Consider the following 23,901-nt stretch of genomic DNA (forward strand, 5'->3'; position numbering starts at 1 on the left):
ACAAATATTAACGTTTATTAATACACTCGTGTTGTCGGGTTTTTATTGATTTGTGCTGTTAAATATCAAGTAGTTATCAATTTGTGCTACATAGATAAAAAAACGCACCGATTTAAAAAAACCGGTGCGTAATCATCACGAATATGAATTAACTGCTGAACTGACGGAACAGCGCTTTGCCTTTAAGAAGACGTGAACCAAGCCATCCGCCGCAGAGAGAGAGCAGCAATGCCCCACAAAGCGGCAACACAACCCACAGCCGCCAGTCTGGCTCCCAGGGGAAATCAAACACGCGGGTTTGCAGCACCGCCAGCGCAGTTTCCGCCCCGATGGCCGCCACCAGTCCGGCGACCATCCCGAGCATGGCGAACTCGCACCACAGCGTGGTACGCAGCAGCTTCTTACCCGCTCCCAGCGTGCGCCAGACCACCAGTTCCTGATGACGCTGACGCATCCCGACCTGCACCTGCGCCAATAGCAGCAACATACCGCAGGCGGTGACCAGCACTACCATCACCTCCAGCGCTCGGCTCACCTGCTCCAGCACCTGACTCACCTGTTTGAGGATGGCACCAATATCCAGCAGGCTGATAGTCGGAAACTCACGGTTAAGCTGCGTCAGCATGCCGTTGCCGTTCTCCCAGCGAAAACTGGTTAACCAGCTTTGTGGCTGAGCATCCAGCGCGCCGGAAGGGAAGATAAAGAAGAAGTTGGGCCGCAGGCTTTCCCAGTCCACTTTGCGCAGACTGCTGACCGTGGCGCTGAAATCCTGGGTATCGCCCATAAAGGTCACACGATCGCCAGGCTTTACGTTTAACCGCTTCGCCAGCCCCTCTTCCATCGACACTTCACCCGCTTTTGGCGGCCAGCTTCCGGCGGTAATCGGGTTATGATCCGGCCGGGTATCCTGCCAGGTCAGATTCAATTCACGATTAAGCGCCTCGTCCTGATTACCTTCGGTCGCTTTGTCATTGATTGCCGTCAGACGCGCCCGCACGATGGGATAGAACGACTCAGGGATCACCTGATGCTCAGCAAGGAAAGCCTTCAGCGGAGCCACTTGCTCAGTGGCAATGTTGATCAGAAAATAGTTTGGACTTTCCGGCGGCATTTGCTGCTGCCAGCGGTCGAGGAGATCGCCGCGCAGCACCAGCAACAGCGCCAGCAGCATAAAGGACAGCGAAAATGCCGACAGTTGGCTCAGCGTTGACCACGGCTGGCGCAACAGCCGGCTGACCGCTAAACGTAGCGGTAGCGACGTTAACGTCAGGCCACGCAGTACGTTGAGCAGCATCCAACCCAGCACGCCGCACAGCAGCGCCAGCACCACCGCCCCGGCCAGTACCGCCCACAGCAGCATACTTCCGCCCATCAGTCCGGCCAGCAGCGCAACCACAACTATCGTTGCTACGGGCAGATAGACCTTGAGCGGCCAGACGTTTGCCACCACGTCGCGACGCAGTACCCGCAGCGGCTGCGTCGCCAGCAGCAGGCGATAAGGGCGTAGCCCCACCAGCAGAGAAATGACGGTCATCGTACCGAGTGCCCACAGCCACGGCCACAGGCTGGCGGGCGGCAGCTCACCGGGCAGAACTGGCTTCAGTAATACCACCAGCACCCGCTCAAATAACAGCCCGAACAGGCCGCCGGTCACGCCAGACAGCGCCAGCACCATCAGCCACTGGCCGATAATCAGCTTGCGCAGCTGCGCCCTGCCCGCGCCGAGCGTTTTTAATATCGCCACCAAATCGTAACGGCTACGGCAGTAATGATTCATCGCCACGGCAACGGCAGCAACCGCCAGCAGTAGCGTTAACAGTGCCGACAGCAGCAGGAACTGTTGCGAACGCTCCAGTGATTTCCCTAACGCCCCTTCATCCTGCTCCAGCCCATACCAGCGCTGTTCCGGCTTTAACTGCGGAAGCAGCCATTTTTCATAGGCTTCCAGTTGCTGTGGCGTACCACCAAATTTATAGCGCCAGGTCACACGGCTTCCCGGCTGGACCGCCGCCGTTTTTTCGACATCCGCCATGTTCATCATCAGGCGCGGCGCTATCTGGAAAGGATTAAAACCGGAATCCGGTTCCTGCACCACTTCCCCGGCGATGCGCAGGGTGGCATCGCCAACGTCGATGGAATCACCGATTTTTACGTTGAGCAGCGCCATCAGACGCGGGGCCAGCAGCACTGAGCCCGGCTGCGGTTTCAGCCCCGGCGGATTGGTTTGCAGCGTGCCGTACATCGGATACACATCATCCACCGCTTTGACGTTCGCCAGCTGCGGCGTATCCCGGGCAAAGGTCATGGTGGCAAAGGTGAGCTGTTCACCCACCTTCAGACCACGCTGTCGCGCCTCGTCAATCCACGCTTTCGGTACGGCGCGCGAACTTTGCAGCGACCGATCGCCCGCCATAAACTCACGACTTTGCTGGCTAAGTCCTTTTTCCATGCGATCGCTGATATTGCCCAGCGCCAGCACGCAGGCCACCGCCAGGCTCAGCGCCAGCCAGACAATCAGTAATGAAGGCGAGCGCCATTCGCGCCAGAACCAGCGTGCAATCATGCCTCCTCCTGCAACTGTCCGTTCACCAGGCGTAAACGCCTATCGCAACGCGCCGCCAGCTGCGGGTCATGGGTCACCAGAATCAGGGTGGTGCCGTGTTCCCGGTTCAGAGAAAACAGCAGGTCGGCGATTTTGTCCCCGGTCTGCCTGTCCAGATTGCCCGTTGGTTCATCGGCAAACAGCACATCAGGGCGTCCGTTAAACGCCCGCGCCAGCGCCACGCGCTGCTGCTCCCCGCCGGAAAGCTGGGCCGGAAGATGATCAAGGCGTTTTCCCAACCCCAGTTGCTCCAGCAGCGTTTTTGCCCCGTCACGACTTTTTCCGCTGTTTTCGCCGCGTAGCAGCGCGGGCAGTTCGACGTTTTCCAGCGCGTTGAGGGTTGGAATTAACATGAATGACTGGAAGACAAAGCCCACGTGTCGCGCCCGCAGCTGCGCCCGGGCTTCTTCGTCCATGGCGTGCAGCGCCTGCCCCACCAGGCTGACTTCACCGCTGGAGCCATCGTCCAGCCCGGCGAGGATCGCCAGCAGCGTGGATTTCCCCGATCCCGACTCGCCAATCAACGCAATGGTCTCGGCGCGTTTGACAACCAGTTCAACTCCGGTAAGGATGGATAGCTCATGATCACCCTGACCGACGGATTTCTTAAGATGATGAACTTCAACAATGTTTTCCGCTGGCATTGGCCTTTCCTGTTCCTGGTTCTGTTAACTTTCCGCGCCGCCGCAGCGGACACGTTATTAATTCTGGGTGACAGCCTGAGCGCCGGATACCGTATGTCCGCCAGCGCCGCGTGGCCTGCGCTACTTAATGATAAATGGCAAACCAAAACGCCAGTGGTGAATGCCAGCATTAGCGGCGACACCTCGCAGCAAGGTCTGGCCCGTCTACCTGCATTACTCAAGCAGCACCAGCCGCGCTGGGTGCTGGTCGAACTTGGCGGTAACGATGGCCTGCGCGGCTTTGCGCCTGCGCAAACCGAACAAACCCTGCGCACGATTCTGCAGGATGTCAAAGCGGCAAATGCCGAACCGCTGCTGATGCAAATTCGTCTGCCGGCAAACTATGGCCGCCGTTATAATGAAACCTTTAGCGCGATTTATCCAAAGCTCGCCAAAGAGTTTGATATTCCTCTGCTGCCATTTTTTATGGAAGAGGTTTATCTGAAACCCCAGTGGATGCAGGATGATGGTATTCATCCCAACCGTGACGCCCAGCCGTTTATTGCCGACTGGATGGCGCAACATCTCACTCCTCTAGTAAATCACGACTCATAAAACAACGGAGATCCTGACAGGTAAAGTTATGCAAAAATCGGTCTTAATAACAGGATGTTCCAGCGGAATCGGTCTGGAAAGCGCACTTGAACTAAAGCGCCAGGGTTTTCAAATTCTGGCAGGCTGTCGCAAACCTGACGATGTCGCGCGTATGAACAGTATGGGATTCACTGGCGTATTGCTGGATCTGGATTCACCCGAAAGCGTGGATCGTGCCGCCGATGAAGTGATCGCCCTGACCGATAATCGTTTATATGGGATCTTTAACAACGCCGGATACGGTGTCTATGGTCCCCTGCCCACCATCAGCCGTGAACAGATGGAACAGCAATTTTCCGCCAACTTCTTTGGCGCACATCAGCTTACCATGCTCCTGTTGCCCGCTATGCTCCCTCACGGCGAAGGGCGTATCGTGATGACTTCATCGGTGATGGGATTGATCTCAACGCCGGGACGCGGCGCCTATGCCGCCAGTAAATATGCGCTGGAAGCCTGGTCCGACGCGCTGCGTATGGAACTGCGCCACAGCGGCATTAAGGTCAGCCTGATTGAGCCCGGCCCCATCCGTACCCGCTTTACCGAAAACGTCAACCAGACCCAGAGCGATGCTCCCGTGGAAAACCCCGGCATTGCCGCGCGTTTTACGCTGGGACCAGAAGCGGTTGTCGCCAAAGTACGTCATGCATTTGAGAGCGATAAACCGAAGCTACGTTATCCGGTTACGCTGGTGACCTGGGCAGTGATGCTACTTAAACGCCTGTTGCCAGGCCGCATAATGGACAAAATTTTACAGGGTTGAGTTGAAGCACGCGCGTCAGCCCCCATGTAACAAGAAATCGACAAAAGAGAGTAACTCCATGTCCACACAGAATATTGTTAACATTAACGAATCGAACCTGCAGCAGACCCTTGAACAGTCGATGACCACGCCGGTCCTGTTCTATTTTTGGTCTGAGCGCAGCCAGCACTGCCTGCAATTGACGCCGGTACTGGAGAGCCTTGCCGCCCAGTACAACGGCCAGTTTATTCTCGCCAAGCTCGACTGCGACGCCGAGCAGATGATCGCTTCTCAGTTTGGCCTGCGCGCCATCCCTACGGTTTATCTGTTCCAGAACGGTCAGCCAGTGGACGGATTCCAGGGCCCGCAGCCGGAAGAGGTTATCCGCGCACTGCTGGAAAAAGTGTTGCCGAGCGAAGAAGAGCTGAAAGCGCGTCAGGCTATCGAATTCATCGAAGCCGGTAATCACGCGGATGCACTGCCGCTGCTGAAAGAAGCCTGGCAGATCTCCAACCAGAGCAGCGAAATTGGCCTGTTGCTGGCGGAAACGCAAATCGCCCTCAATCGTTCTGACGATGCCGAAGCGGTGCTGAAAACCATTCCGTTGCAGGATCAGGATACCCGCTATCAGGGACTGGTGGCGCAGATAGAACTGCTGAAGCAGGCGGCGGATACGCCGGAAATCCAACAGCTGCAGCAGCAAGTCGCCAGCAATCCGCAGGATGCGGTGCTGGCAACTCAACTAGCCATCCAGTTACATCAGGTCGGACGTAACGAGGAATCACTGGAACTGCTGTTCAGCCACCTGAAGAAAGATCTCACTGCTGCCGACGGTCAGGCACGTAAGACCTTCCAGGAGATCCTTGCCGCACTCGGAACCGGCGATGCGCTGGCCTCAAAATACCGCCGCCAACTGTACGCACTGTTGTACTAATCCGTTTGATTTTGCCCGATGGCGCTTGCGCTTATCGGGCATACAAATTCTACCAATACCGATCCCTCCGGCATCACATCACGTCTTCTTCAAATGCGTTACGACTAATTGGTGGCGCGAATTATAGAACTTCCGATAAGTCAGGTAGCAGGCAATAATGGTCGACAGGCTGGCGGTAGAAAGCAGCATAAACGTCACCATAATCTGATATTTAATCGCTTTTACTGGATCAATACCCGCGAAGATCAACCCGGACATCATCCCCGGTAAACTTACCAGCCCTACCGTTTTTGCAGAGTCGATCGTTGGGATCAGCGAGGCGCGAATGCTGTCGCGAATCAGCGGCGCAGAGGCCACTTTCGGCGTCGCGCCGAGGCTGAGTTTTTCCTGAATTTGCTGCTGTTCGCTGTTAAACCGCTGTCCCAGATTGTTGTAACACAGCCCCACTGCCACCATCGCATTGCCTGCAATCATGCCGGAGATCGGGATGACCTGCATCGGCGTGAACTCGATAGAGCCAGACAAAACCAGCACCGCCAGCGTTAGCCCCGCCCCCACCGTGATAGCGATAAACGACGAGAGGAAAGCTTTATCAATATATTTACTGCGCTTTTGTGCGTTATAAGCCGCGTTAAAGCAGATAAACAGCACCATCAGTAAGGTCAGAATACTGTGGTTAACGCCAAAAATATATTTCAGCACATAGCCGACGATAATCAGCTGAACCACTGCCCGGCAAACGCTCCAGAGAATATCTTTCTCCAGCGCCAGTTTTTCTTTGTGGCTAATCAGGATCGCCACCACCACCAGCATCATCGCTAATGCCAGGGACTCATTGGTAATATTATGCTCGTTCATTGCGTGCTTCCTGCATTTCTCCGGCGTGCGGTTGAAGGGTTATGACATTATCCGCATGCGTAATTTCATCTTTGTCGTGCGTAACCCACAGCACCGCAATATTCTTATCGCGAACATAGTGGTGAATTAATTCGTTCACATTACGTTTATTAGCCTCATCCAGCGCGCTGGTGATTTCATCAAGCAGCAGAATTTTGGGCAGAAACTGCAAATTACGAATTAGCGAGACGCGCTGCTTCTCGCCACCGGACAACTCATTGATGCTTTTTTTGAGGATCGTCTCAGGGAGCTCAAAACGGGCCAGATCGATCAGAAACGCATCCGGCTCCGGACTTTTGTTACGGATTTGCCAGGGGAAAATGAGGTTGTCGTAAACGGTGTCACCAAACAAAGCGGGCGTTTGCGCGCAATAAGAGACCTGCTGGCGATACGTTTCCGGCTTGAGGGTAGCTATATCCTTGCCTTCAAAGAGAATTTCACCGGCAGTCGGACTCATTAATGACGCCACAATCTTGAGTAACGTACTTTTCCCGCAGCCGGACTGGCCGGTAATCAGCTTAAATTCTCCGGCGCGGAGATCAAAACAGATGTTATTGAGAACCTGCGTCTCCCCTGCCTGCCATGCGACATTTTTTAACTGAAGCAGAATGCTGCTTTCTTCCATTACATATCCCTTTTTTACCTCTTTCATGCAGACAGTCTATACCCAAAATAATTCGAGTTGCATGAAGGCGGCAAGTGAGCGAATCTCCAGGAGCATAGCTAACTATGTGACTGGGGTGAGCTAACGTAGCTAACGCACATGCAACTTGAAGTATGAAGGGTATATGCCTGTAATTTATTATAAGGGAACCCCCCTTGATTAATCGGGTATAATTTGATTAATGAGGCAGTAAAGGACAGCACAACAGGAGGTTTCATCAATGCTCATTTTTATTCCTATTCTTATTTTTGTCGCGCTGGTCATCGTCGGCGCTGGCGTCAAAATCGTCCCGCAGGGATATCAGTGGACGGTAGAGCGTTTTGGCCGTTACACCAAAACCCTGCAACCGGGTTTAAGCCTTGTTGTGCCGTTCATGGACCGCATTGGTCGTAAGATCAACATGATGGAACAGGTGCTTGATATCCCTTCTCAGGAAGTCATCTCCAAAGATAACGCCAACGTCGCAATTGATGCCGTGTGCTTTATTCAGGTGATCGACGCGCCGAAAGCCGCCTATGAAGTCAGCAACCTGGAACTGGCGATTATCAACCTGACCATGACCAACATTCGTACCGTTCTCGGTTCGATGGAACTCGATGAAATGCTCTCCCAACGCGACAACATCAACACGCGCCTGCTGCATATTGTTGATGAAGCCACGAATCCCTGGGGCATCAAAATCACCCGTATCGAGATCCGCGACGTGCGTCCTCCGGCAGAACTTATCGACGCGATGAACGCGCAGATGAAAGCCGAACGTACCAAGCGCGCCTACATTCTTGAGGCCGAAGGGATCCGTCAGGCAGAAATCGTCAAGGCCGAAGGTGAGAAACAGTCGAAGATCCTTAAAGCGGAAGGTGAACGCCAGTCCGCGTTTTTACAGGCTGAAGCGCGTGAACGTTCAGCAGAAGCCGAAGCTCGCGCAACGCAGATGGTGTCTGAGGCCATTGCTGCTGGGGATATTCAGGCAGTGAACTACTTCGTGGCACAGAAATACACCGAAGCGCTGCAGCATATCGGCTCGTCGAATAACAGCAAAGTGGTGATGATGCCGCTGGATGCCAGCAGCCTGATGGGCTCTATTGCCGGGATCGCCGAACTGGTTAAGGACAGCGCCAGCGAGCGGAAAAAATCATGATAGCGATGATTCTGGTGCACCCGCACATCTTCTGGCTCAGCCTCGGCGGTTTGCTACTCGCCGCCGAGATGCTGGGCGGCAACGGCTATCTGCTGTGGAGCGGCGTGGCAGCGGTGATTACCGGTCTGGTCGTCTGGCTCGTTCCGCTAGACTGGGCGTGGCAGGGGGCAATGTTCGCCGTCCTCACCCTGCTGGCGGCGTGGCTGTGGTGGAAATGGCTGGCAAGGCGCGTTCAGGAGCAGAAACCCGCCGACAGCCATCTTAACCAGCGCGGACAGCAGCTGGTTGGCCGACGATTTATTCTGGAAACCGCCCTGGTCAATGGTCGCGGACACATGCGCGTCGGCGATAGCTCATGGCCCGTTAGCGCCAGCGACGATTTGAGCGCCGGAACGCAGGTTGAAGTCATTGCCGTTGAAGGGATAACCCTGATTATTAAAGCGGTATCACACTAAAAAGACAGGAAATAAGACTATGGTCAGGAAGACACCCCTTGCCTTTGCCCTTTGCACATTACTGACCGCCGCCCCGCAGGCATTCGCCTCTTTCGATATGGAAGACTGCAAATGGAGCGACGACAGCTGCCTGCTGAAAGGCACGCCGACCTTCAACCCTGAAAACGACAGTCGCGACAACCTGCTGCGGCTGCTGAGCCAGGAAAAATCATTTGCTCTGCCGGTGCAATCAATGCCAGCAGATATCACCCGCTCCCGGGATTTCTATTTTGCCTATCACCTGCAATGGGATGAGGCAACCTCGCAGCCAGCCGCTGCTCCGGCATCCGCCGCAGACAGCCCACTCTCCCGACAGATGGCCGAACTGAACATTAGCGCAGACGAAATAAACGTCAACGACGCTGAGCTTGAGAACCGTCATGTTTCGAATAACACCGAGAGCGTCAGCGCATTTTTTGCCGCACTGCTGGCCGACTCGACGTTAACGGCGGAACAGCGCCAGGCCTTAGCCCAGGCGCGTACGGGGCTGCTATCCGGGGCAACCCGCGAGCAAATTGAGTCTTCACTTGCCACCCTCCCGGCTGATTCACCGGCTCAGTCCTATAAAAATTATCTGGCCGCAGCTGCCAGTTTCTATGCCGGTGATTATGCCAGCGCCGAACGGGATTTCACTCAGCTTGCCAAAAGTGAGCGCCCGTGGCTGGCAGAGACCGCGCAATACATGCTGATGCGTGCGGCCTTGAACAAGAGCAGCCAGAACAGCGTAGGCGAGTACGGCGATTTTGATATTGCAAAAATTAACCGCGAGGACGCGACTCAGGCTCAGACGCAGGCACAAGCCTACCTGCAACGCTTCCCGCAAGGCCTGTATGCCGACTCCGCGCGCGGTATGCTGCGTCGCATCAACTGGTATTTACAGGCGTGGCCGCAGCTGGCCGGGTTGTATGAGCAGACGCTCCAGCAGTCGGCTGACGCTCGGCAACTGCGAGAAATAGTCATCGAATACGATAATGTCTACGGTATGGCGTTCTACGAACAGTCCGTGGTGGAAGCATTCCCCGATGCGCCGCTTGTCAGCTATATCGAACTGCTGCGCGCGCTGCGTCTGGATAACAACAGTAAACCCACGCTGACCCAGGCGCAGCTCGATGCCAGCAAACCGGTGTTTGAGCAGAGCCAAAAACTGCCGCTATGGCGCGATCTGCAACTGAATCTGTGGCTGGCGACGGAGAACTACGCGGCGATTATTCAGGCAGTTACGCCAGCGCAGAAACTTGCCATTCACGATACCCTCGCCTTCAGCGAACAAGTGCTGTACGGCGAAGCGCTGATGGGCCAGAAGAACTGGCGCGCGGCGCGTGATTTCTGGCAGCAGTTGCTAAAACTCAGCCAGGACAACGAACAGCAGCAGTATGTACAGGCTAAGCTCGCCGCAACGCTGGTTTATAGCGGCGACGTGGCAGCGGTTTTTGCCCCAGAAAGCGCAGTAACCAACCTGCGTTTTCGCTCGCAGATACTGAAAACACAGGCCTCGCCTGAACTGCTGCGCCAGCAGGCCGTCCATGGGCCTAACAATGAAGAGCGTACCATCGCCCTGCATACGCTGCTGGTACGCGATCTTACCGAAAACCGCTTTGGCGACTGGTTGAATGATAGAAAACTGGCCAGCGCCATTACTCCACCGGTTATTGGCGACGCGTTTGATGACGTTAATCTGAGTATTTTCGACTGGAACGGCGACGCTACCGAGCGCGGTTACACCTGTCGCAGCCTCAATGAAACGGTAACGGTATTGAGCAAAAAAGCGGATGATGCCCACGCGCTGAACTGCTTAGGCGAATTCTTCCGCACCACGCAAACCCACGTCGATTTGTGGAAAAACAGTGCTGGCAACGACGTACTTGAATCAGCAATATCGCGCAAGGAGCCGTTCGGCCAGTTCGACAGGCAAAGCTACTATCAGCAGGTAATCACTTCGCCAAAAGCAGAGGTTGAAGACAAGAGCTTCGCGCTGTATCGCGCCATAATGTGCTATGCGCCGTCAGGTTCTAACGAGTGCGGCGGTGAGGAAGTGGATAAACTGCAGCGTAAAGGCTGGTTCACCCAACTGAAAACGCAATATCCGGGAAGTCCGTGGGCGCAAAAACTCAAATACTACTGGTAACCGCGCTGCTGGTCGGACAGGCACAGGCGGCGGATATCGTCGCCGCCCGTGAACATCCGGCCTTCTGGCTGTGGTCCGGCGTGAAGGCCAGTGATGAGCTGAAAGACGCACAAACGGTCTATCTGCATCAGGGTGAGGTGCTGATTCGTTCGGGTAACGTGGTTTTCCAGCGTCTCGGGCTGCCGGTCAGCCGCCTGTCTTTTCCCTCAATCTGGCTGACCGTGCGCTTTACCACGCTCGACGTACCGGAGGCGATCCCGGCTCGCATCATCAGATTGATGCAACGCTGGCAGACCGCCGGGAATCACGTGGTCGGCCTGCAGGTTGATTTTGACGCGGCGACCCATCAGCTTGCCGATTACGCCCGCTTTCTGCAGCAATTACGCCAACAGCTACCGGCCGAGTTCGCGCTTGGCGTGACTGGACTTCTGGATTGGGCAAAAACGGGCGACGTCGCCACGCTGAATGCGCTGGCGGTCGATGAACTGGTGGTCCAGAGCTATCAGGGCCGTCATACGGTAACGAATTATCAGGCGTATCTGCCTGCACTCAGTCGTCTGCGCATTCCGTTTAAGCTGGGGCTGGTGCAAAACGGTAGCCGGGACCCGCAGGCTGAAGCGCAGCTTGAGAAATCCCCGTGGTACCGCGGCACGGTGGTATTTATGCTTAATCCCCCTCGCCGTTAAGCCTTCGCTTTATGGTGGCAGCAGCCGGAGAGGTTATCGATTATCGGGCATTCGGCGCTGTCATCGCCAGGGCAACTCTCCGCCAGTGCCAGCAAATGCAAGCGCATGGCCTGCAGCTCGCTGATATGCCGCTCAATATCCGCGACCTTTTCTAAGGTACGCTTTTTCACATCTGCGCTATGACGCGCCGGATCGTTAAACAGATTCACCAGTTCGCCGCACTCTTCGAGATTAAAACCCACCTGGCGTGCCTGGCGCAGCAGCGTCAGTTCATTCAGATGCTGTTGGTTGTATGTGCGATAACCATTTTCGCTACGCAGCGGCGGCGTCACTAAGCCTTTTTCTTCATAAAAGCGTATCGCTTTGCTGGTCAAACCGGTTCTTTTCGCAACATCGCTAATATTCACATTTCCCCCGCGGATCTTGTTGGTACTGAGCCCCATTATAGCCCAGATTGTCGTAATGATTTACCCGAGAACTCTGCACATTTTCCACCATCACCGCGATGCGCAAATCCTTTTAATTCACATTGTTATATCCGATTCGGATCACATTTATGCATTTAATGACTGCACGAAATTGACTCAAATCAAAAGATATATTGGTTCTACATCTTTCATCTTGAACAAAGGGAAACAATTTTATATATAAACGCGAATGATAATGATGATCATTTATATTCAATAAAGGTTCTCTTATGTTGCCACGGAATAACCAAAGGCCATTTATTCTTTCAGCCCTGACATTATGCATGTCCGGCGCCGCTTTTGCAGCTACCTCTCCAGCACACGCTTCTACGTCCGACGAAGACACGGTGATCGTCACGGCTAACCGCACAGAAAGTAGTCTTTGGGATAGCCCGGCAACCATCCAGGTTATCGATCGCCAGACGCTGCAAAATTCCACCAACGTTTCTATTGCTGATGATTTACAAGATATTCCCGGCGTCGAAGTCACCGATAACGCCCTCGCAGGGCGGAAACAAATTCGTATCCGTGGCGAAGCCTCTTCGCGGGTGCTGATTTTGATCGACGGCCAGGTCGTCAGTTACCAACGTGCCGGACAAAACTACGGAGCCGGTTTGCTGATTGACGAATCCGCGCTGGAACGGATTGAAGTGGTCAAAGGCCCCTATTCTGTCCTCTACGGTTCGCAGGCGATTGGCGGCGTCGTGAACTTTATTACCAAAAAAGGCGGCGATAAGCCCCTCGGCGGCAGCGTTAAGGCTGTTTATAACTCCGCAACGGCAGGATGGGAAGAATCAGCAGCGGCCTGGGGCAGCATCGGAAACTTTGACTACCGCATCAATGGCAGCTATTCCGACCAGGGCGACCGCGACACACCTGACGGAAGATTGCCCGACACCAATTTCCGTAATAACGGCCAGGGCGTGTGGCTGGGTTACAACTTCGATCGCCACAAAATCGGACTCTCCCTCGATCGTTACAAACTGTCCACTCAAACCTGGTTTGACGATCCGGAAGGCCAGTTCGACGACTTTAGCGTCAAAATTCCTAAACTGGAACGTGAGAAAATCGGTCTTTTCTACGACTACGCGGCCGATGGGGATTACCTGAAGAACATCCATGTTGACGCATACACCCAGACAATAGAGCGCAAATTTGAAAACCGGGTCAAAACGACCCAGGTTATCCCCAGCCCGATGATTAAAGCGCTGACGGTCAGCAATCAGACCAATACCAACGACAAACAGTATACCCAGGGGGTAACGCTACAGAGCAACTTCTCCCTGCCTGCTAACAACGAGCTGGTGATTGGCGCTCAGTACCAGCATGACAAAATAAAACAGGACACGGACGGCAGCACGCGCCAGACCGCGGCTACCGGCTTCTTCGATACACAAACACGTACCCTGTCATACAACGAAGCGGAGCAAAGCAACACCTCATTGTTCGCGCAAAACGACTGGCGCTTTGCCGATGACTGGACGTGGACCGTGGGCGCCCGCCAGTACTGGCTGTCTTCGAAGCTCAATCGCAACGATACGCAAACCCTGCAAAGCAGCGGCAGCACCTGGCAATCCACCGGAGGAAATTCCGTTCACGATGATGAACTGGTGACCTCAACCAGCCTACGCTATTCCGGTTTTAAAGATCTTGAACTCCGGGCTGCATATGCCCAGGGCTATGTCTTCCCTACGCTGACTCAGTTGTTCACACAGACGTCCGCAGGCGGCAGCGTGACCTACGGCAACCCAAACCTGAAGGCGGAACACTCGAATAACTATGAGCTGGGCGCGCGGTATAAAGGGAATATGTGGCTGATAGACGGCGCCATTTATTACTCCGAAGCTAAAGACTATATCGCCAGTCTGGCTTGTTCAGGTCAACCCGTATGCAGCGGTAATACCACCTCTTCACGGGGCGGCTATTACTACTACGACAACATCGATCGGGCCAAAACCTGGGGCATGGAACTCACCGCAGAATACAACGGCTGGGCGGTATCACCTTACCTGAGCGGTAATCTTATTCGCCGTCAGTACGAAGGCAATACCCTTAAAACCTGGGATACCGGCGAACCTACGCTGACCGGGCGCGTCGGCCTGAAACATACCTGGTTGATGAACGTCGCTAACCTGACGTCCGATGTCTTTATCCGCGCGGCGTCCAGCGCCAAAGATAATACCGGCACCACGGAAATCAACTACCCGGGCTGGGCCACGCTTAACCTCGCATTCAACGCCGAGTTCGGTCCGCAGGATCAGTATCAGGTCAACCTCGCGCTCAACAACCTGACCGACAAGCGTTACAGAACCGCGCATGAATCTATTCCAGACGCTGGTTTCAATGCCGCCGTTGGCTTTGCGTGGAATTTCTGACGATGAAAAATCTCTTGATTGGCTTACTGAGCCTCGCCTGCGTTTTTAGTGCCCAGTCCGCCGACCGCCTGGTGGTGGCGGGCGGATCGCTTAGCGAACTGATTTACGCCATGGGTGTCGGCAACCGGGTGGTCGGCGTCGATGAAACCACCTCGTATCCGCCCGAAACTGCCGCACTCCCGCATATCGGCTACTGGAAGCAGTTAAACAGCGAGGGCATTTTATCGCTGCATCCGGACAGCTTTATCACCTGGCAGGATGCAGGCCCTCAAATCGTGTTGGATCAGCTGCGGGCGCAAAAAGTTAACGTCGTGACGTTGCCGCGCGTACCGGCCACCGTTGAGCAAATGTACGCCAACATCCGGGAACTGGCTCAAACCCTGCGCATTCCCAAACAAGGTGAGACGTTGATCGATCGCATTCGTCAACGTCTGGATCGCGTTCAGCACAGCGTGGCAGCAAAAAACGCGCCGGTCAAAGCCATGTTCATTCTCTCCGCTGGCGGCAGCGCGCCACAGGTCGCCGGCAAGGGTAGCGTTGCCGATGCCATTATGACCCTTGCGGGCGCACAAAATGTCGCCACTCACGCGCAGTACAAAAGCTACAGCGCGGAATCGCTGATCGCCGCCAACCCAGAGGTGATCGTGGTGACGTCGCAAATGGTGGATGGTGGTCTGGCTCGTCTGAGCGCAATAGCCGGTATTACCCACACTGCGGCCTGGAAAAACCAGCGCATTGTGGCGGTAGACCAGGCGCTGATTCTGGGTATGGGGCCGCGCGTCGCCGATGCGGTTGAAGCCCTGCACCAGCAATTCTGGCCTCACTAACTGGATTTATAAAGAACAATGAAAACTGAACACTCGCTGGATCTCACCGCGCATTTTGCGCTCGAGGGAAGTCAGCCCTTTAAGGATCGCCGCGCCACGATGCCCTGGCGTGGGGCGATCCCGGTTGCCAAAGAGCTATTGTCACAAACCTGGCAGGAGGTCATCAGCCAGCCAACCCCACCGCGGAAACGGTTGGTGTACTTGCATATCCCTTTTTGTGCAACACATTGTACTTTCTGCGGTTTTTATCAAAACCGCTTTGAAGAGGATCACTGCGCCCGCTACACCAACGCGCTATTACGCGAAATAGAGATGGAAGCCGATAGCCCATTGCATCAGTCGGCCCCGATTCACGCCGTCTATTTTGGCGGCGGTACACCGTCTGCGCTGTCGGCACGGGATCTGGCCAGAATCATCACCGCACTGCGTGACAAGCTACCTCTGGCGCCGGACTGCGAAATCACTATTGAGGGGCGGGTACTCAATTTTGACGATGCGCGAATAGATGCCTGCCTTGACGCTGGCGCCAATCGATTTTCGATCGGTATTCAGTCTTTTAACAGCCGGATCCGCAAAAAAATGGCGCGCACTTCGGACGGCCCGACCGCGACGGCCTTTATGCAGGGGCTGGTAAAACGGGATCGAGCCGCCGTGGTGTGCGATCTGCTGTTTGGTCTGCCAGGACAGGACGCAAAGGTGTGGGGCGAGGATCTGGCGATTGCTCGCGACATCGGCCTCGACGGTGTAGATCTTTATGCGCTGAACCTGATCCCTAATACACCGCTTGGCAAAGCGGTTGAAACCGGGCGCACAACCGTTCCCTCTCCTGCCGAACGCCGCGATCTCTATCTTCAGGGCTGCGATTTTATGGACAGCGCGGGCTGGCGCTGCATCAGTAACAGCCACTGGGCGAGAACGACGCGGGAACGCAATCTGTACAACCTGCTGATTAAACAGGGAGCAGACTGTCTGGCATTCGGCTCTGGCGCAGGAGGGTCAGTCAATGGCTATTCCTGGATGGTCGAGCGCAACCTGACCACATGGCATGAATCCATCGCCGCCGGAAAAAAACCGCTAATGATGATGATGCGCACCGCCGAGCGTGGTTTCCAGTGGCGACATACCCTCCAGGCCGGTATCGAAACGGCCCGCGTCCCGCTGGATGAACTGACGCCTCATGCACAAAAACTGGCCCCGCTACTGACCCAGTGGCATCACGCAGGACTGACGCGAGATGCCAGTACCTGTTTGCGCCTGACCAATGAAGGGCGTTTTTGGGCGAGCAATATTTTGCAGTCTCTTGATGAACTGATTCAAACACTTAACGCGCCGCGCATTGCGGTAGAGCAACCATAAAAGGAGTGAAGTATGAGCCATGTCTCTTTACAGGATTTTTTGAAAACTGAGCCGGACGGTACGCTGGAAGCTATCGCAGCCCAGTACAACACCACGCTGCTGGAGGTGGTGAAAAACCTCCCCTCCCCGACGCTGGTTTCCGGCAGTCAATTTGATACCGTCTGGGAAACCGTCAGCGAATGGGGCAAAGTCACCACCCTGGTTCATACTGCTGATGTCATACTGGAATTCACGGGTGAATTACCTTCAGGATTCCACCGCCACGGTTACTTCAACCTGCGCGGCAAAAAAGGCATGACCGGTCATATCAAGGCAGAAAACTGCACGCATATCGCCCTGATTGAACGCAAATTTATGGGCATGGACACCGCGTCCATTCTCTTCTTTAACCAGGCGGGTAGCGCTATGTTCAAAATTTTCCTCGGTCGGGATGAGCATCGTCAGCTACTGGCCGACCAGGTCAGCGCCTTTCACGCGCTGTCTTCATCCTTAAAGGAACATGCCTGATGGCACCATGGCTCATTTTTGGTGCGGGTGGTAGCGGCGTCGGCGCGAAAACGCTGGCACTCGCACTGGCGGAACAACGTCCGGTGATTGCCGTCGTTCGCAACGCGCAGGTCGCTGCCGGGTTGCAGGAAAAAGGAGTTCAGGTCTTCATTGGCGACGCCTGCGACAGCCAGGTCACCGCCTGTGCCTGTCGCGCAGCGGGTCAACATGCCACGGTGATCTCCTCCATGGGCGGTGCCGAGGATTATCTGGCGCACAGAACCGTCATTGATGAAGCAGAAAAAGCGGAGATCAAACGCATGATTCTGGTGACTTCGCTTGGCTGTGGCGACAGTTGGCCCTTTTTATCCCCACGCGCCAGGGCCGCATTTGGTCAGGCTGTACGGGAAAAATCGTTGGCTGAAAGCTGGCTACAAACCAGTCAACTGGACTACGCCATTCTCCGCCCCGGCGGTTTACTGAACGGTGCAGCCACAGGTCAGGCGCAACGGATACAGGCCGAGGAGTGCCATGGTTTTGTGATGCGCGCAGATGTTGCCAGGCACATTCACGAACTGGCTACAGCTCCGTCACTCAATAACCAGATTTACAGTTTGGTTGAGCCAGGACTGAAACCCGCGTAAACCCCTCGCGGCGCGGGAACTTCGCGCCGCAAAGACGTTATGGAGCGTTGCGTGCTTAAGGACTCGCTTTCTTCCGTCAGCATTCTGACGGGTCTTTCTCTGTTGTTGGTCGCTCTGATGCTCTTCGGAGCCAGCCAGGGGGCGCTGAACATTAGCTTCAGCGCGCTGTTCAACGACGAATACCGTGACATCTGGTTGAACATCCGCCTGCCCCGCGTGTTGCTGGCCGTTCTGGTAGGCGCAGCGCTGGCAACGGCAGGGGTCATTATGCAGGGGCTTTTTCGCAATCCGATGGCCGATCCTGGCCTGCTTGGCGTCAGTAGCGGCTCCGCGCTGATGGTCGGTATCGCGATAGTTATCCCCTTTTCGTTTCCCGTGGTGTTGGTGCTGTATGAGCAGATGATTTTTGCCGTCGCGGGCAGCATGGTGGTCTGCACGATTATTTTCCTGATAAGCCAGCGTCATAGCCACGGCGGAATGATGCAACTGCTGTTAGCCGGTATCGCTATCAATGCTCTGTGCGGTTCGGCTATTGGCGTGCTGAGCTATGTGGGCGATGAGCAGCAGCTACGTCAACTTACGCTGTGGATGATGGGCAATCTCGGCCAGGCCCAGTGGCCAACGCTGCTGGTTGCCAGTACCTTTGTTCTTCCAGCCATTGCTGTCACCGTCTGTATGGCGGGCACGCTTAATTTGCTGCAATTGGGTGATGAAGAGGCGCATTACCTCGGCGTGAACGTCAAACGTAATCGCCAGCAGTTACTGTTGCTCAGCTCGCTACTGGTTGGCGCTGCCGTTTCCGTCAGCGGCGTAATTGGCTTTATAGGCCTGGTGATCCCGCATTTGATCAGAATGACTACCGGCGCCGATCATCGCTGGTTGATTCCCTGCTCTACATTGGCGGGCGCCTGTCTACTCCTGATTGCCGATACGCTGGCCCGCACTCTGGTGCAGCCTGCCGAAATGCCCGTTGGCCTGTTAACCAGCCTGATCGGAGGACCGTATTTTCTGTGGTTAATCCTGCGTAGCCGGAGGGTGTCATGATCGTCGCAGAAAATCTGATCTACAACATTCAGGGCAGACGATTGACCGACGATGTTTCCCTGACGCTACCCCAAGGAGAGATCGTCGCGATCCTTGGCCCGAATGGCGCCGGGAAATCGACGCTGCTACGCCAGCTCACAGGTTATCTGCAACCTCACAGTGGGCGCTGTAGCTTATTCGGCAAGCCACTAGACGAGTGGTCAATCACCGAGCTGGCAAAAACCCGTGCGGTGATGCGCCAGAACAGTCATATGGCCTTCCCGTTTAGCGTTCAGGAGGTCATTCGCATGGGCAGGCATCCGTATCGCACGCGCAATACGGGCGATGAAACGGAACACATCATGACGTTGTGCGACTGCCAGGCGCTGGCCGCGCGCGATTATCGGCATCTGTCGGGAGGAGAACAACAGCGGGTACAGTTGGCACGTCTGCTGGTTCAGCTTTGGGAGTCCGAGCCTCGGCCCAAATGGTTGTTTCTCGATGAACCCACCTCCGCTCTGGATATTCACCACCAGCAGCACCTTTTTCGTCTGCTGCGTCGTCTGGTGCGTGAACGGCAGTTTAGCGTCTGCTGCGTCCTGCACGATCTCAACCTCGCAGCGCGTTATGCCGACCGCGTGGTATTGATGGAACGCGGCAGGATTGTTGATAACGGGTATCCGCAGGATGTCCTGAAGCAACGGGCGCTGAACGCGCTGTACGGTGCCGATCTCACGGTCATAAATGAACCGGAGCATCGAACGCCGCTTATCGTCCTCAATCAATAACAGACCGGGAACGCTCTGAGGTGACGTTCCCGTTTTTCCCCCTTCGCCTCCTTTTTTCATCTTTTCTAAAAACACCCTTGACCTTCCCCTTGCTGGAAGGTTTAACCTTTATCACAGTCAGTTAATCCTGCAATGAAGGAGTTGGTTATGTCTCAAACAATCGATCTAACCCTGGACGGTTTGTCCTGTGGTCACTGCGTAAAACGCGTTAAAGAAAGTCTGGAACAACGTCCGGATGTTGAGCAAGCGGATGTCACTGTGACAGAGGCCCATGTTACCGGGAGCGCCAGCGCAGAAGCGCTGATTGAAACTATCAAACAAGCCGGTTACGGGGCGGAGTTAAGCCACCCAAAGGCTAAACCGCTGACGGAGTCATCAATCCCGTCGGAAGCACTGGCAGCGGTCCCTTCCGAGCTTCCGGCAGCTACGGCTGATGATGACAGCCAACAGTTGCTGTTAAACGGCATGAGCTGCGCCAGTTGTGTGACCCGTGTACAAAATGCATTGCAAAGCGTACCGGGCGTCACCCAGGCACGGGTAAACCTGGCGGAGCGCACTGCGCTGGTAATGGGCAGTGCATCCGCCGCAGATTTAGTGCAGGCGGTGGAAAAAGCCGGCTATGGCGCGGAAGTGATCGAAGACGACGCTAAGCGCCGTGAACGCCAGCAGGAAACCGCCGTGGCGACCATGAAACGTTTTCGCTGGCAGGCAGCCGTCGCGCTGCTGCTGGGTATCCCGGTCATGGTATGGGGAATGATTGGCGATAACATGATGGTGAGTGCCGACAACCGTAGCCTGTGGCTGGTAATTGGTCTGGCAACACTCGCCGTGATGGTCTTCGCAGGCGGTCACTTCTACCGCAGCGCGTGGAAAAGCCTGATGAACGGCACCGCAACCATGGATACATTGGTCGCACTGGGCACGGGGGTGGCATGGCTTTATTCCATGAGCGTCAACCTCTGGCCGCAATGGTTCCCGATGGAAGCGCGACACCTCTATTATGAAGCCAGCGCCATGATTATCGGTCTGATTAACCTCGGACACATGCTGGAAGCGCGGGCTCGCCAGCGCTCGTCCAAAGCGCTGGAAAAACTGCTCGATCTGACGCCGCCGACCGCACGCGTCGTTACTGACGAAGGTGAAAAGAACGTACCGCTGGCAGACGTTCAGGCGGGAATGTTGTTGCGCCTGACCACCGGCGACCGCGTTCCAGTCGATGGCGAAATTACCCAGGGCGAAGCCTGGCTGGATGAAGCGATGCTGACCGGTGAGCCGATTCCGCAACAAAAAGGCGAAGGCGATAGCGTCCACGCCGGTACGGTCGTCCAGGACGGCAGCGTACTGTTCCGCGCCAGCGCTGTTGGCAGCCACACCACGCTGTCGCGCATTATTCGCATGGTGCGTCAGGCGCAAAGCAGTAAGCCCGAGATTGGTAAGCTGGCCGACCGTATTTCCTCGGTGTTCGTTCCGGTGGTGGTGGTGATCGCGCTGGTGAGTGCCGCTATCTGGTATTTCTTTGGCCCGGCGCCACAAATTGTTTATACGCTGGTCATCGCCACCACTGTCCTGATTATTGCCTGCCCGTGTGCGTTGGGTCTGGCAACGCCGATGTCGATTATTTCCGGCGTGGGGCGTGCCGCTGAGTTTGGGGTACTGGTACGCGATGCCGATGCGCTGCAACGCGCCAGCACGCTTGATACCGTCGTCTTTGACAAGACCGGGACGCTGACCGAAGGTAAACCGCAGGTTGTCGCAATCAAAACGTTTGGCAACACCGAGGAAGCGCTGGCAATTCGTCTGGCAGCGGCCCTTGAACAGGGTTCCAGCCACCCGCTGGCCAGAGCGATTCTGGACAAAGCAGGCGATGTCTCGCTGCCGCAGGTCAACGGTTTCCGTACGCTGCGCGGGTTAGGCGTCAGCGGCGAGACCGAAGGTCATACGCTGCTGCTGGGCAACCAGGCACTGCTCAATGAACAGCAGGTAGATACCACTGAAATGGAAGCTGAAATCACCGCTCAGGCTTCCCAGGGTTCAACCCCGGTCCTGTTGGCGATTGATGGTAAAGCAGCGGCGCTGTTAGCGGTGCGTGATCCACTGCGTAGCGACAGCGTGGCAGCGCTCCAGCGCCTGCACCGCGCCGGGTATCGTTTGGTGATGCTGACCGGCGACAACCCAACAACCGCCAACGCCATTGCCAATGAGGCGGGTATTGATGAGGTGATTGCGGGCGTTCTGCCGGACGGTAAGGCCGAGGCGATTAAGCGTCTGCAGAGCCAGGGGCGCCAGGTCGCCATGGTCGGTGACGGTATCAATGATGCGCCTGCACTGGCGCAGGCCGATGTAGGGATCGCCATGGGCGGTGGCAGCGATGTGGCGATTGAAACCGCTGCGATCACGCTGATGCGTCATAGCCTGATGGGCGTTGCCGATGCGCTGTCTATCTCCCGGGCAACGCTGCGTAATATGAAACAGAACCTGCTCGGCGCGTTTATCTATAACAGCATTGGTATCCCCGTTGCCGCCGGGATCTTGTGGCCGTTCACCGGCACGCTGCTCAACCCGGTTGTTGCCGGGGCGGCGATGGCGCTTTCTTCCATTACCGTGGTGAGCAACGCGAACCGACTGCTGCGTTTCAAACCGAAAGAGTAACCCTTTGCCGGATGGCGCTATCAACTGCGCCATCCGGCAATTCACACATTGCGACTTTTCCGGCCACGCGCTAGCATGGTTCTCCACTTAGGGAGGTCGTATGGATTTGTTATACCGGGTAAAAGCATTATGGTCTGCACTGCGCGGTAACCATTATACCTGGCCGGCCATCGATATCTCTTTGCCTGGCAACCGCCATTTTCATCTGATTGGCAGTATTCATATGGGTAGCCGGGGTATGGCCCCTCTGCCTGCCAGATTACTGAAAAAACTCAGCCACGCTGACGCACTGATTGTCGAAGCCGATGTCTCCGGTGACGATACTCCGTTTGCCAATCTTCCGGCCTTTGCCACGCTGGAAGAACGCATCAGCGAAGAGCAATTGCGCAATCTGCAAAAAGTTTCTGCAGATCTTGGTATTTCCCCTTCCCTGTTTTCGACTCAACCCCTGTGGCAAATAGCCATGATCTTACAAGCCACGCAGGCGCAACAGCTGGGATTACGGGCGGAATATGGTATTGACTACCAACTGCTCAAAGCGGCTAAACAGGCGCAAAAAACCATTATTGAACTGGAAGGCGCCTCCAGCCAAATCGACCTGTTATGTCAATTGCCTGATAACGGTTTGGCTTTGCTTGACGATACCCTGACGCACTGGCACACCAACGCCAGGTTGCTGCAACAAATGATGGGCTGGTGGCTTGAATCACCACCACAAAATAGCGCACTCACGTTACCCAACACATTCAGCCAGTCATTATATGACGTATTAATGCACCAGCGTAATGAGGCATGGCGGGACAAACTCAAGGCAATGCCTGCAGGCCACTATGTGGTCGCAGTGGGCGCACTGCATCTGTATGGAGAGGGAAATTTACCGGAGATGATGCGATAAAAAAATGGCCAATATTTCTATTGGCCCGTCAAAGAGGAATTTCATCATTATTATTATGCCGACGCTTAAAGCATCGGTGTAGGTCGATTGTCGCTCAAAGTCATCATCCTGCCAATACTATTGCGCAAGATGGTACTATTTTTTCCACCGCCATCAGGCGTATGCTTATGGCGTATTTTGTCTGGGCCAGGAAAAATTGCTATGACACCCGCCGTTAAACTACTCGAAAAAAACAAAATTTCTTTTCAGATCCACACCTACGATCACGATCCGTCCGAGACCAACTTTGGCGACGAAGTGGTCCGTAAATTAGGACTGAATGCGGATCAGGTCTACAAAACGCTGCTGGTTGCCGTGAATGGCGATATGAAACATCTGGCGGTTGCCGTCACACCGGTAGCCGGTCAACTGGATCTCAAAAAGGTTGCCAAAGCTTTGGGCGCCAAAAAGGTCGATATGGCCGACCCCATGGTCGCGCAACGCACTACCGGCTATCTGGTAGGCGGTATCAGCCCGTTGGGGCAGAAAAAAAGATTGCCGACGCTCATCGACGCGCCAGCCCAAACGTTTGACACCATTTATGTTTCCGGCGGCAAACGCGGGCTGGATATCGAACTGGCAGCGAGCGATCTGGCGAAAATTCTGGATGCGAAATTCGCCGATATCGCCCGCCGGGATTAAGCGGTTATAGAATGACTGCCTGATGGCGCGCAGCTTTAAGGCCTACAAATCGAATACTCAACAGGGCGTTATTGGTGAAGGCAGTTTGGACTCGGCCAGCGCGCAGGAACCGGAGCGTACATGAAGTACGTGAGGATTCCGAGCACTGCCCGTG

22 protein-coding genes are annotated in these 23,901 nt (G+C 55.2%); 17 read left to right on the top strand and 5 right to left on the bottom strand.

What is annotated here, in order from left to right:
- Positions 1–148: 148 nt before the first annotated feature.
- Both ybbP and ybbA read right to left on the bottom strand, forming a co-directional pair.
- Positions 149–2,563, bottom strand: coding sequence for a putative ABC transporter permease subunit YbbP (gene ybbP / locus SK32_RS10385; RefSeq protein WP_048212386.1), 2,415 nt, complete (start codon positions 2,561–2,563; stop codon positions 149–151).
- Positions 2,560–3,246, bottom strand: coding sequence for a putative ABC transporter ATP-binding protein YbbA (gene ybbA / locus SK32_RS10390; protein ID WP_048212387.1), 687 nt, complete (start codon positions 3,244–3,246; stop codon positions 2,560–2,562). The genes ybbP and ybbA overlap by 4 nt, the downstream gene beginning before the upstream one ends.
- On the opposite strand from ybbA, the gene tesA reads away from it, so the two are divergent.
- Genes tesA through SK32_RS10405 form a run of 3 tightly spaced genes read left to right on the top strand, consistent with a single transcriptional unit; the run spans position 3,214 to position 5,552 of the window.
- Positions 3,214–3,840 (top strand): multifunctional acyl-CoA thioesterase I/protease I/lysophospholipase L1, encoded by a 627-nt coding sequence (gene tesA / locus SK32_RS10395; protein ID WP_003021850.1) that lies wholly within the window; start codon positions 3,214–3,216, stop codon positions 3,838–3,840. The two genes, ybbA and tesA, sit on opposite strands and share 33 nt — an antisense overlap.
- Positions 3,841–3,868: 28 nt before the next feature.
- Positions 3,869–4,639 (top strand): SDR family oxidoreductase, encoded by a 771-nt coding sequence (locus tag SK32_RS10400; RefSeq protein WP_048212388.1) that lies wholly within the window; start codon positions 3,869–3,871, stop codon positions 4,637–4,639.
- Between the two features lie 58 nt (positions 4,640–4,697).
- Complete coding sequence (locus SK32_RS10405; protein WP_003021844.1) at positions 4,698–5,552, top strand: co-chaperone YbbN; 855 nt, start codon at positions 4,698–4,700, stop codon at positions 5,550–5,552.
- A gap of 78 nt (positions 5,553–5,630) precedes the next feature.
- Here the strand turns inward: SK32_RS10405 and fetB are convergent, their stop codons facing one another.
- On the bottom strand, positions 5,631–6,410 hold the full coding sequence (gene fetB / locus SK32_RS10410) for an iron efflux ABC transporter permease subunit FetB (RefSeq protein ID WP_003835795.1): 780 nt from the start codon (positions 6,408–6,410) through the stop codon (positions 5,631–5,633).
- Positions 6,397–7,074 (bottom strand): iron efflux ABC transporter ATP-binding subunit FetA, encoded by a 678-nt coding sequence (gene fetA, locus SK32_RS10415; RefSeq protein ID WP_048212389.1) that lies wholly within the window; start codon positions 7,072–7,074, stop codon positions 6,397–6,399. Before fetA ends, fetB begins: the two co-directional genes overlap by 14 nt.
- A gap of 259 nt (positions 7,075–7,333) precedes the next feature.
- Here fetA and SK32_RS10420 point away from each other — a divergent pair, with 259 nt between their 5' ends.
- The 4 genes from SK32_RS10420 to SK32_RS10435 are packed head-to-tail and all read left to right on the top strand — an operon-like array spanning position 7,334 to position 11,556.
- Positions 7,334–8,251 (top strand): SPFH domain-containing protein, encoded by a 918-nt coding sequence (locus tag SK32_RS10420; protein ID WP_003021835.1) that lies wholly within the window; start codon positions 7,334–7,336, stop codon positions 8,249–8,251.
- Positions 8,248–8,706, top strand: coding sequence for an NfeD family protein (locus SK32_RS10425; RefSeq protein WP_003021832.1), 459 nt, complete (start codon positions 8,248–8,250; stop codon positions 8,704–8,706). The genes SK32_RS10420 and SK32_RS10425 overlap by 4 nt, the downstream gene beginning before the upstream one ends.
- Before the next feature lie 19 nt (positions 8,707–8,725).
- A complete protein-coding gene (locus SK32_RS10430) occupies positions 8,726–10,870 on the top strand; it encodes a PA5441 family protein (protein WP_048212390.1) in 2,145 nt (714 codons plus the stop codon).
- Entirely contained in the window at positions 10,840–11,556 is a 717-nt protein-coding gene (locus tag SK32_RS10435) for a DUF3142 domain-containing protein (protein WP_048212391.1), read from the top strand. Before SK32_RS10430 ends, SK32_RS10435 begins: the two co-directional genes overlap by 31 nt.
- On the opposite strand, the gene cueR is transcribed toward SK32_RS10435, so the two are convergent.
- Entirely contained in the window at positions 11,553–11,963 is a 411-nt protein-coding gene (gene cueR, locus SK32_RS10440; RefSeq protein WP_003021822.1) for a Cu(I)-responsive transcriptional regulator, read from the bottom strand. The two genes, SK32_RS10435 and cueR, sit on opposite strands and share 4 nt — an antisense overlap.
- 290 nt (positions 11,964–12,253) lie before the next feature.
- Between cueR and SK32_RS10445 the strand changes: the two genes are divergently transcribed.
- The 10 genes from SK32_RS10445 to ybaK all read left to right on the top strand — a co-directional run bounded on the left by SK32_RS10445 (position 12,254) and on the right by ybaK (position 23,747).
- Positions 12,254–14,398, top strand: coding sequence for a TonB-dependent receptor plug domain-containing protein (locus SK32_RS10445; protein WP_048212392.1), 2,145 nt, complete (start codon positions 12,254–12,256; stop codon positions 14,396–14,398).
- 2 nt (positions 14,399–14,400) lie between these two features.
- A complete protein-coding gene (locus SK32_RS10450) occupies positions 14,401–15,225 on the top strand; it encodes a heme/hemin ABC transporter substrate-binding protein (protein WP_048212393.1) in 825 nt (274 codons plus the stop codon).
- 18 nt (positions 15,226–15,243) lie between these two features.
- Positions 15,244–16,581 carry a heme anaerobic degradation radical SAM methyltransferase ChuW/HutW gene (hutW, locus tag SK32_RS10455; protein WP_048212394.1) on the top strand — a complete coding sequence of 446 codons (1,338 nt, stop codon included), beginning with the start codon at positions 15,244–15,246 and terminating at the stop codon, positions 16,579–16,581.
- A 12-nt stretch (positions 16,582–16,593) separates the two neighbouring features.
- Positions 16,594–17,088: a heme utilization cystosolic carrier protein HutX gene (gene hutX, locus SK32_RS10460; RefSeq protein WP_003847520.1), complete on the top strand. Its 495-nt coding sequence runs from the start codon at positions 16,594–16,596 to the stop codon at positions 17,086–17,088.
- Positions 17,088–17,711 carry an anaerobilin reductase gene (gene chuY, locus SK32_RS10465; protein WP_048212395.1) on the top strand — a complete coding sequence of 208 codons (624 nt, stop codon included), beginning with the start codon at positions 17,088–17,090 and terminating at the stop codon, positions 17,709–17,711. Before hutX ends, chuY begins: the two co-directional genes overlap by 1 nt.
- 51 nt (positions 17,712–17,762) lie before the next feature.
- Positions 17,763–18,755: a FecCD family ABC transporter permease gene (locus SK32_RS10470; RefSeq protein WP_048212396.1), complete on the top strand. Its 993-nt coding sequence runs from the start codon at positions 17,763–17,765 to the stop codon at positions 18,753–18,755.
- Entirely contained in the window at positions 18,752–19,522 is a 771-nt protein-coding gene (locus tag SK32_RS10475) for a heme ABC transporter ATP-binding protein (protein WP_048212397.1), read from the top strand. Before SK32_RS10470 ends, SK32_RS10475 begins: the two co-directional genes overlap by 4 nt.
- Before the next feature lie 147 nt (positions 19,523–19,669).
- The gene (gene copA / locus SK32_RS10480) at positions 19,670–22,171 is read left to right on the top strand and encodes a copper-exporting P-type ATPase CopA (RefSeq protein ID WP_048212398.1); all 2,502 of its coding nucleotides are present in this window, start codon (positions 19,670–19,672) and stop codon (positions 22,169–22,171) included.
- Between the two features lie 100 nt (positions 22,172–22,271).
- A complete protein-coding gene (locus SK32_RS10485) occupies positions 22,272–23,066 on the top strand; it encodes a TraB/GumN family protein (RefSeq protein WP_048212399.1) in 795 nt (264 codons plus the stop codon).
- Positions 23,067–23,267: 201 nt separating this feature from the next.
- Positions 23,268–23,747 carry a Cys-tRNA(Pro)/Cys-tRNA(Cys) deacylase YbaK gene (gene ybaK / locus SK32_RS10490; RefSeq protein ID WP_003021794.1) on the top strand — a complete coding sequence of 160 codons (480 nt, stop codon included), beginning with the start codon at positions 23,268–23,270 and terminating at the stop codon, positions 23,745–23,747.
- The last annotated feature ends 154 nt before the right edge of the window (positions 23,748–23,901 follow it).

Origin of the sequence: Citrobacter sp. MGH100, from assembly GCF_001034465.1 — a bacterium.
Lineage (GTDB): Bacteria > Pseudomonadota > Gammaproteobacteria > Enterobacterales > Enterobacteriaceae > Citrobacter > Citrobacter youngae.

Bases quoted from the DNA above. Each gene is read 5' to 3' on its own strand.
- ybbP (WP_048212386.1), bottom strand. From the start codon at position 2,563: ATGATTGCACGCTGGTTCTGGCGCGAATGGCGCTCGCCTTCATTACTG.
- tesA (WP_003021850.1), top strand. From the start codon at position 3,214: ATGATGAACTTCAACAATGTTTTCCGCTGGCATTGGCCTTTCCTGTTC.
- ybbA (WP_048212387.1), bottom strand. From the start codon at position 3,246: ATGCCAGCGGAAAACATTGTTGAAGTTCATCATCTTAAGAAATCCGTC.
- SK32_RS10400 (WP_048212388.1), top strand. From the start codon at position 3,869: ATGCAAAAATCGGTCTTAATAACAGGATGTTCCAGCGGAATCGGTCTG.
- SK32_RS10405 (WP_003021844.1), top strand. From the start codon at position 4,698: ATGTCCACACAGAATATTGTTAACATTAACGAATCGAACCTGCAGCAG.
- fetB (WP_003835795.1), bottom strand. From the start codon at position 6,410: ATGAACGAGCATAATATTACCAATGAGTCCCTGGCATTAGCGATGATG.
- fetA (WP_048212389.1), bottom strand. From the start codon at position 7,074: ATGGAAGAAAGCAGCATTCTGCTTCAGTTAAAAAATGTCGCATGGCAG.
- SK32_RS10420 (WP_003021835.1), top strand. From the start codon at position 7,334: ATGCTCATTTTTATTCCTATTCTTATTTTTGTCGCGCTGGTCATCGTC.
- SK32_RS10425 (WP_003021832.1), top strand. From the start codon at position 8,248: ATGATAGCGATGATTCTGGTGCACCCGCACATCTTCTGGCTCAGCCTC.
- SK32_RS10430 (WP_048212390.1), top strand. From the start codon at position 8,726: ATGGTCAGGAAGACACCCCTTGCCTTTGCCCTTTGCACATTACTGACC.
- SK32_RS10445 (WP_048212392.1), top strand. From the start codon at position 12,254: ATGTTGCCACGGAATAACCAAAGGCCATTTATTCTTTCAGCCCTGACA.
- SK32_RS10450 (WP_048212393.1), top strand. From the start codon at position 14,401: ATGAAAAATCTCTTGATTGGCTTACTGAGCCTCGCCTGCGTTTTTAGT.
- hutW (WP_048212394.1), top strand. From the start codon at position 15,244: ATGAAAACTGAACACTCGCTGGATCTCACCGCGCATTTTGCGCTCGAG.
- hutX (WP_003847520.1), top strand. From the start codon at position 16,594: ATGAGCCATGTCTCTTTACAGGATTTTTTGAAAACTGAGCCGGACGGT.
- chuY (WP_048212395.1), top strand. From the start codon at position 17,088: ATGGCACCATGGCTCATTTTTGGTGCGGGTGGTAGCGGCGTCGGCGCG.
- SK32_RS10475 (WP_048212397.1), top strand. From the start codon at position 18,752: ATGATCGTCGCAGAAAATCTGATCTACAACATTCAGGGCAGACGATTG.
- copA (WP_048212398.1), top strand. From the start codon at position 19,670: ATGTCTCAAACAATCGATCTAACCCTGGACGGTTTGTCCTGTGGTCAC.
- SK32_RS10485 (WP_048212399.1), top strand. From the start codon at position 22,272: ATGGATTTGTTATACCGGGTAAAAGCATTATGGTCTGCACTGCGCGGT.
- ybaK (WP_003021794.1), top strand. From the start codon at position 23,268: ATGACACCCGCCGTTAAACTACTCGAAAAAAACAAAATTTCTTTTCAG.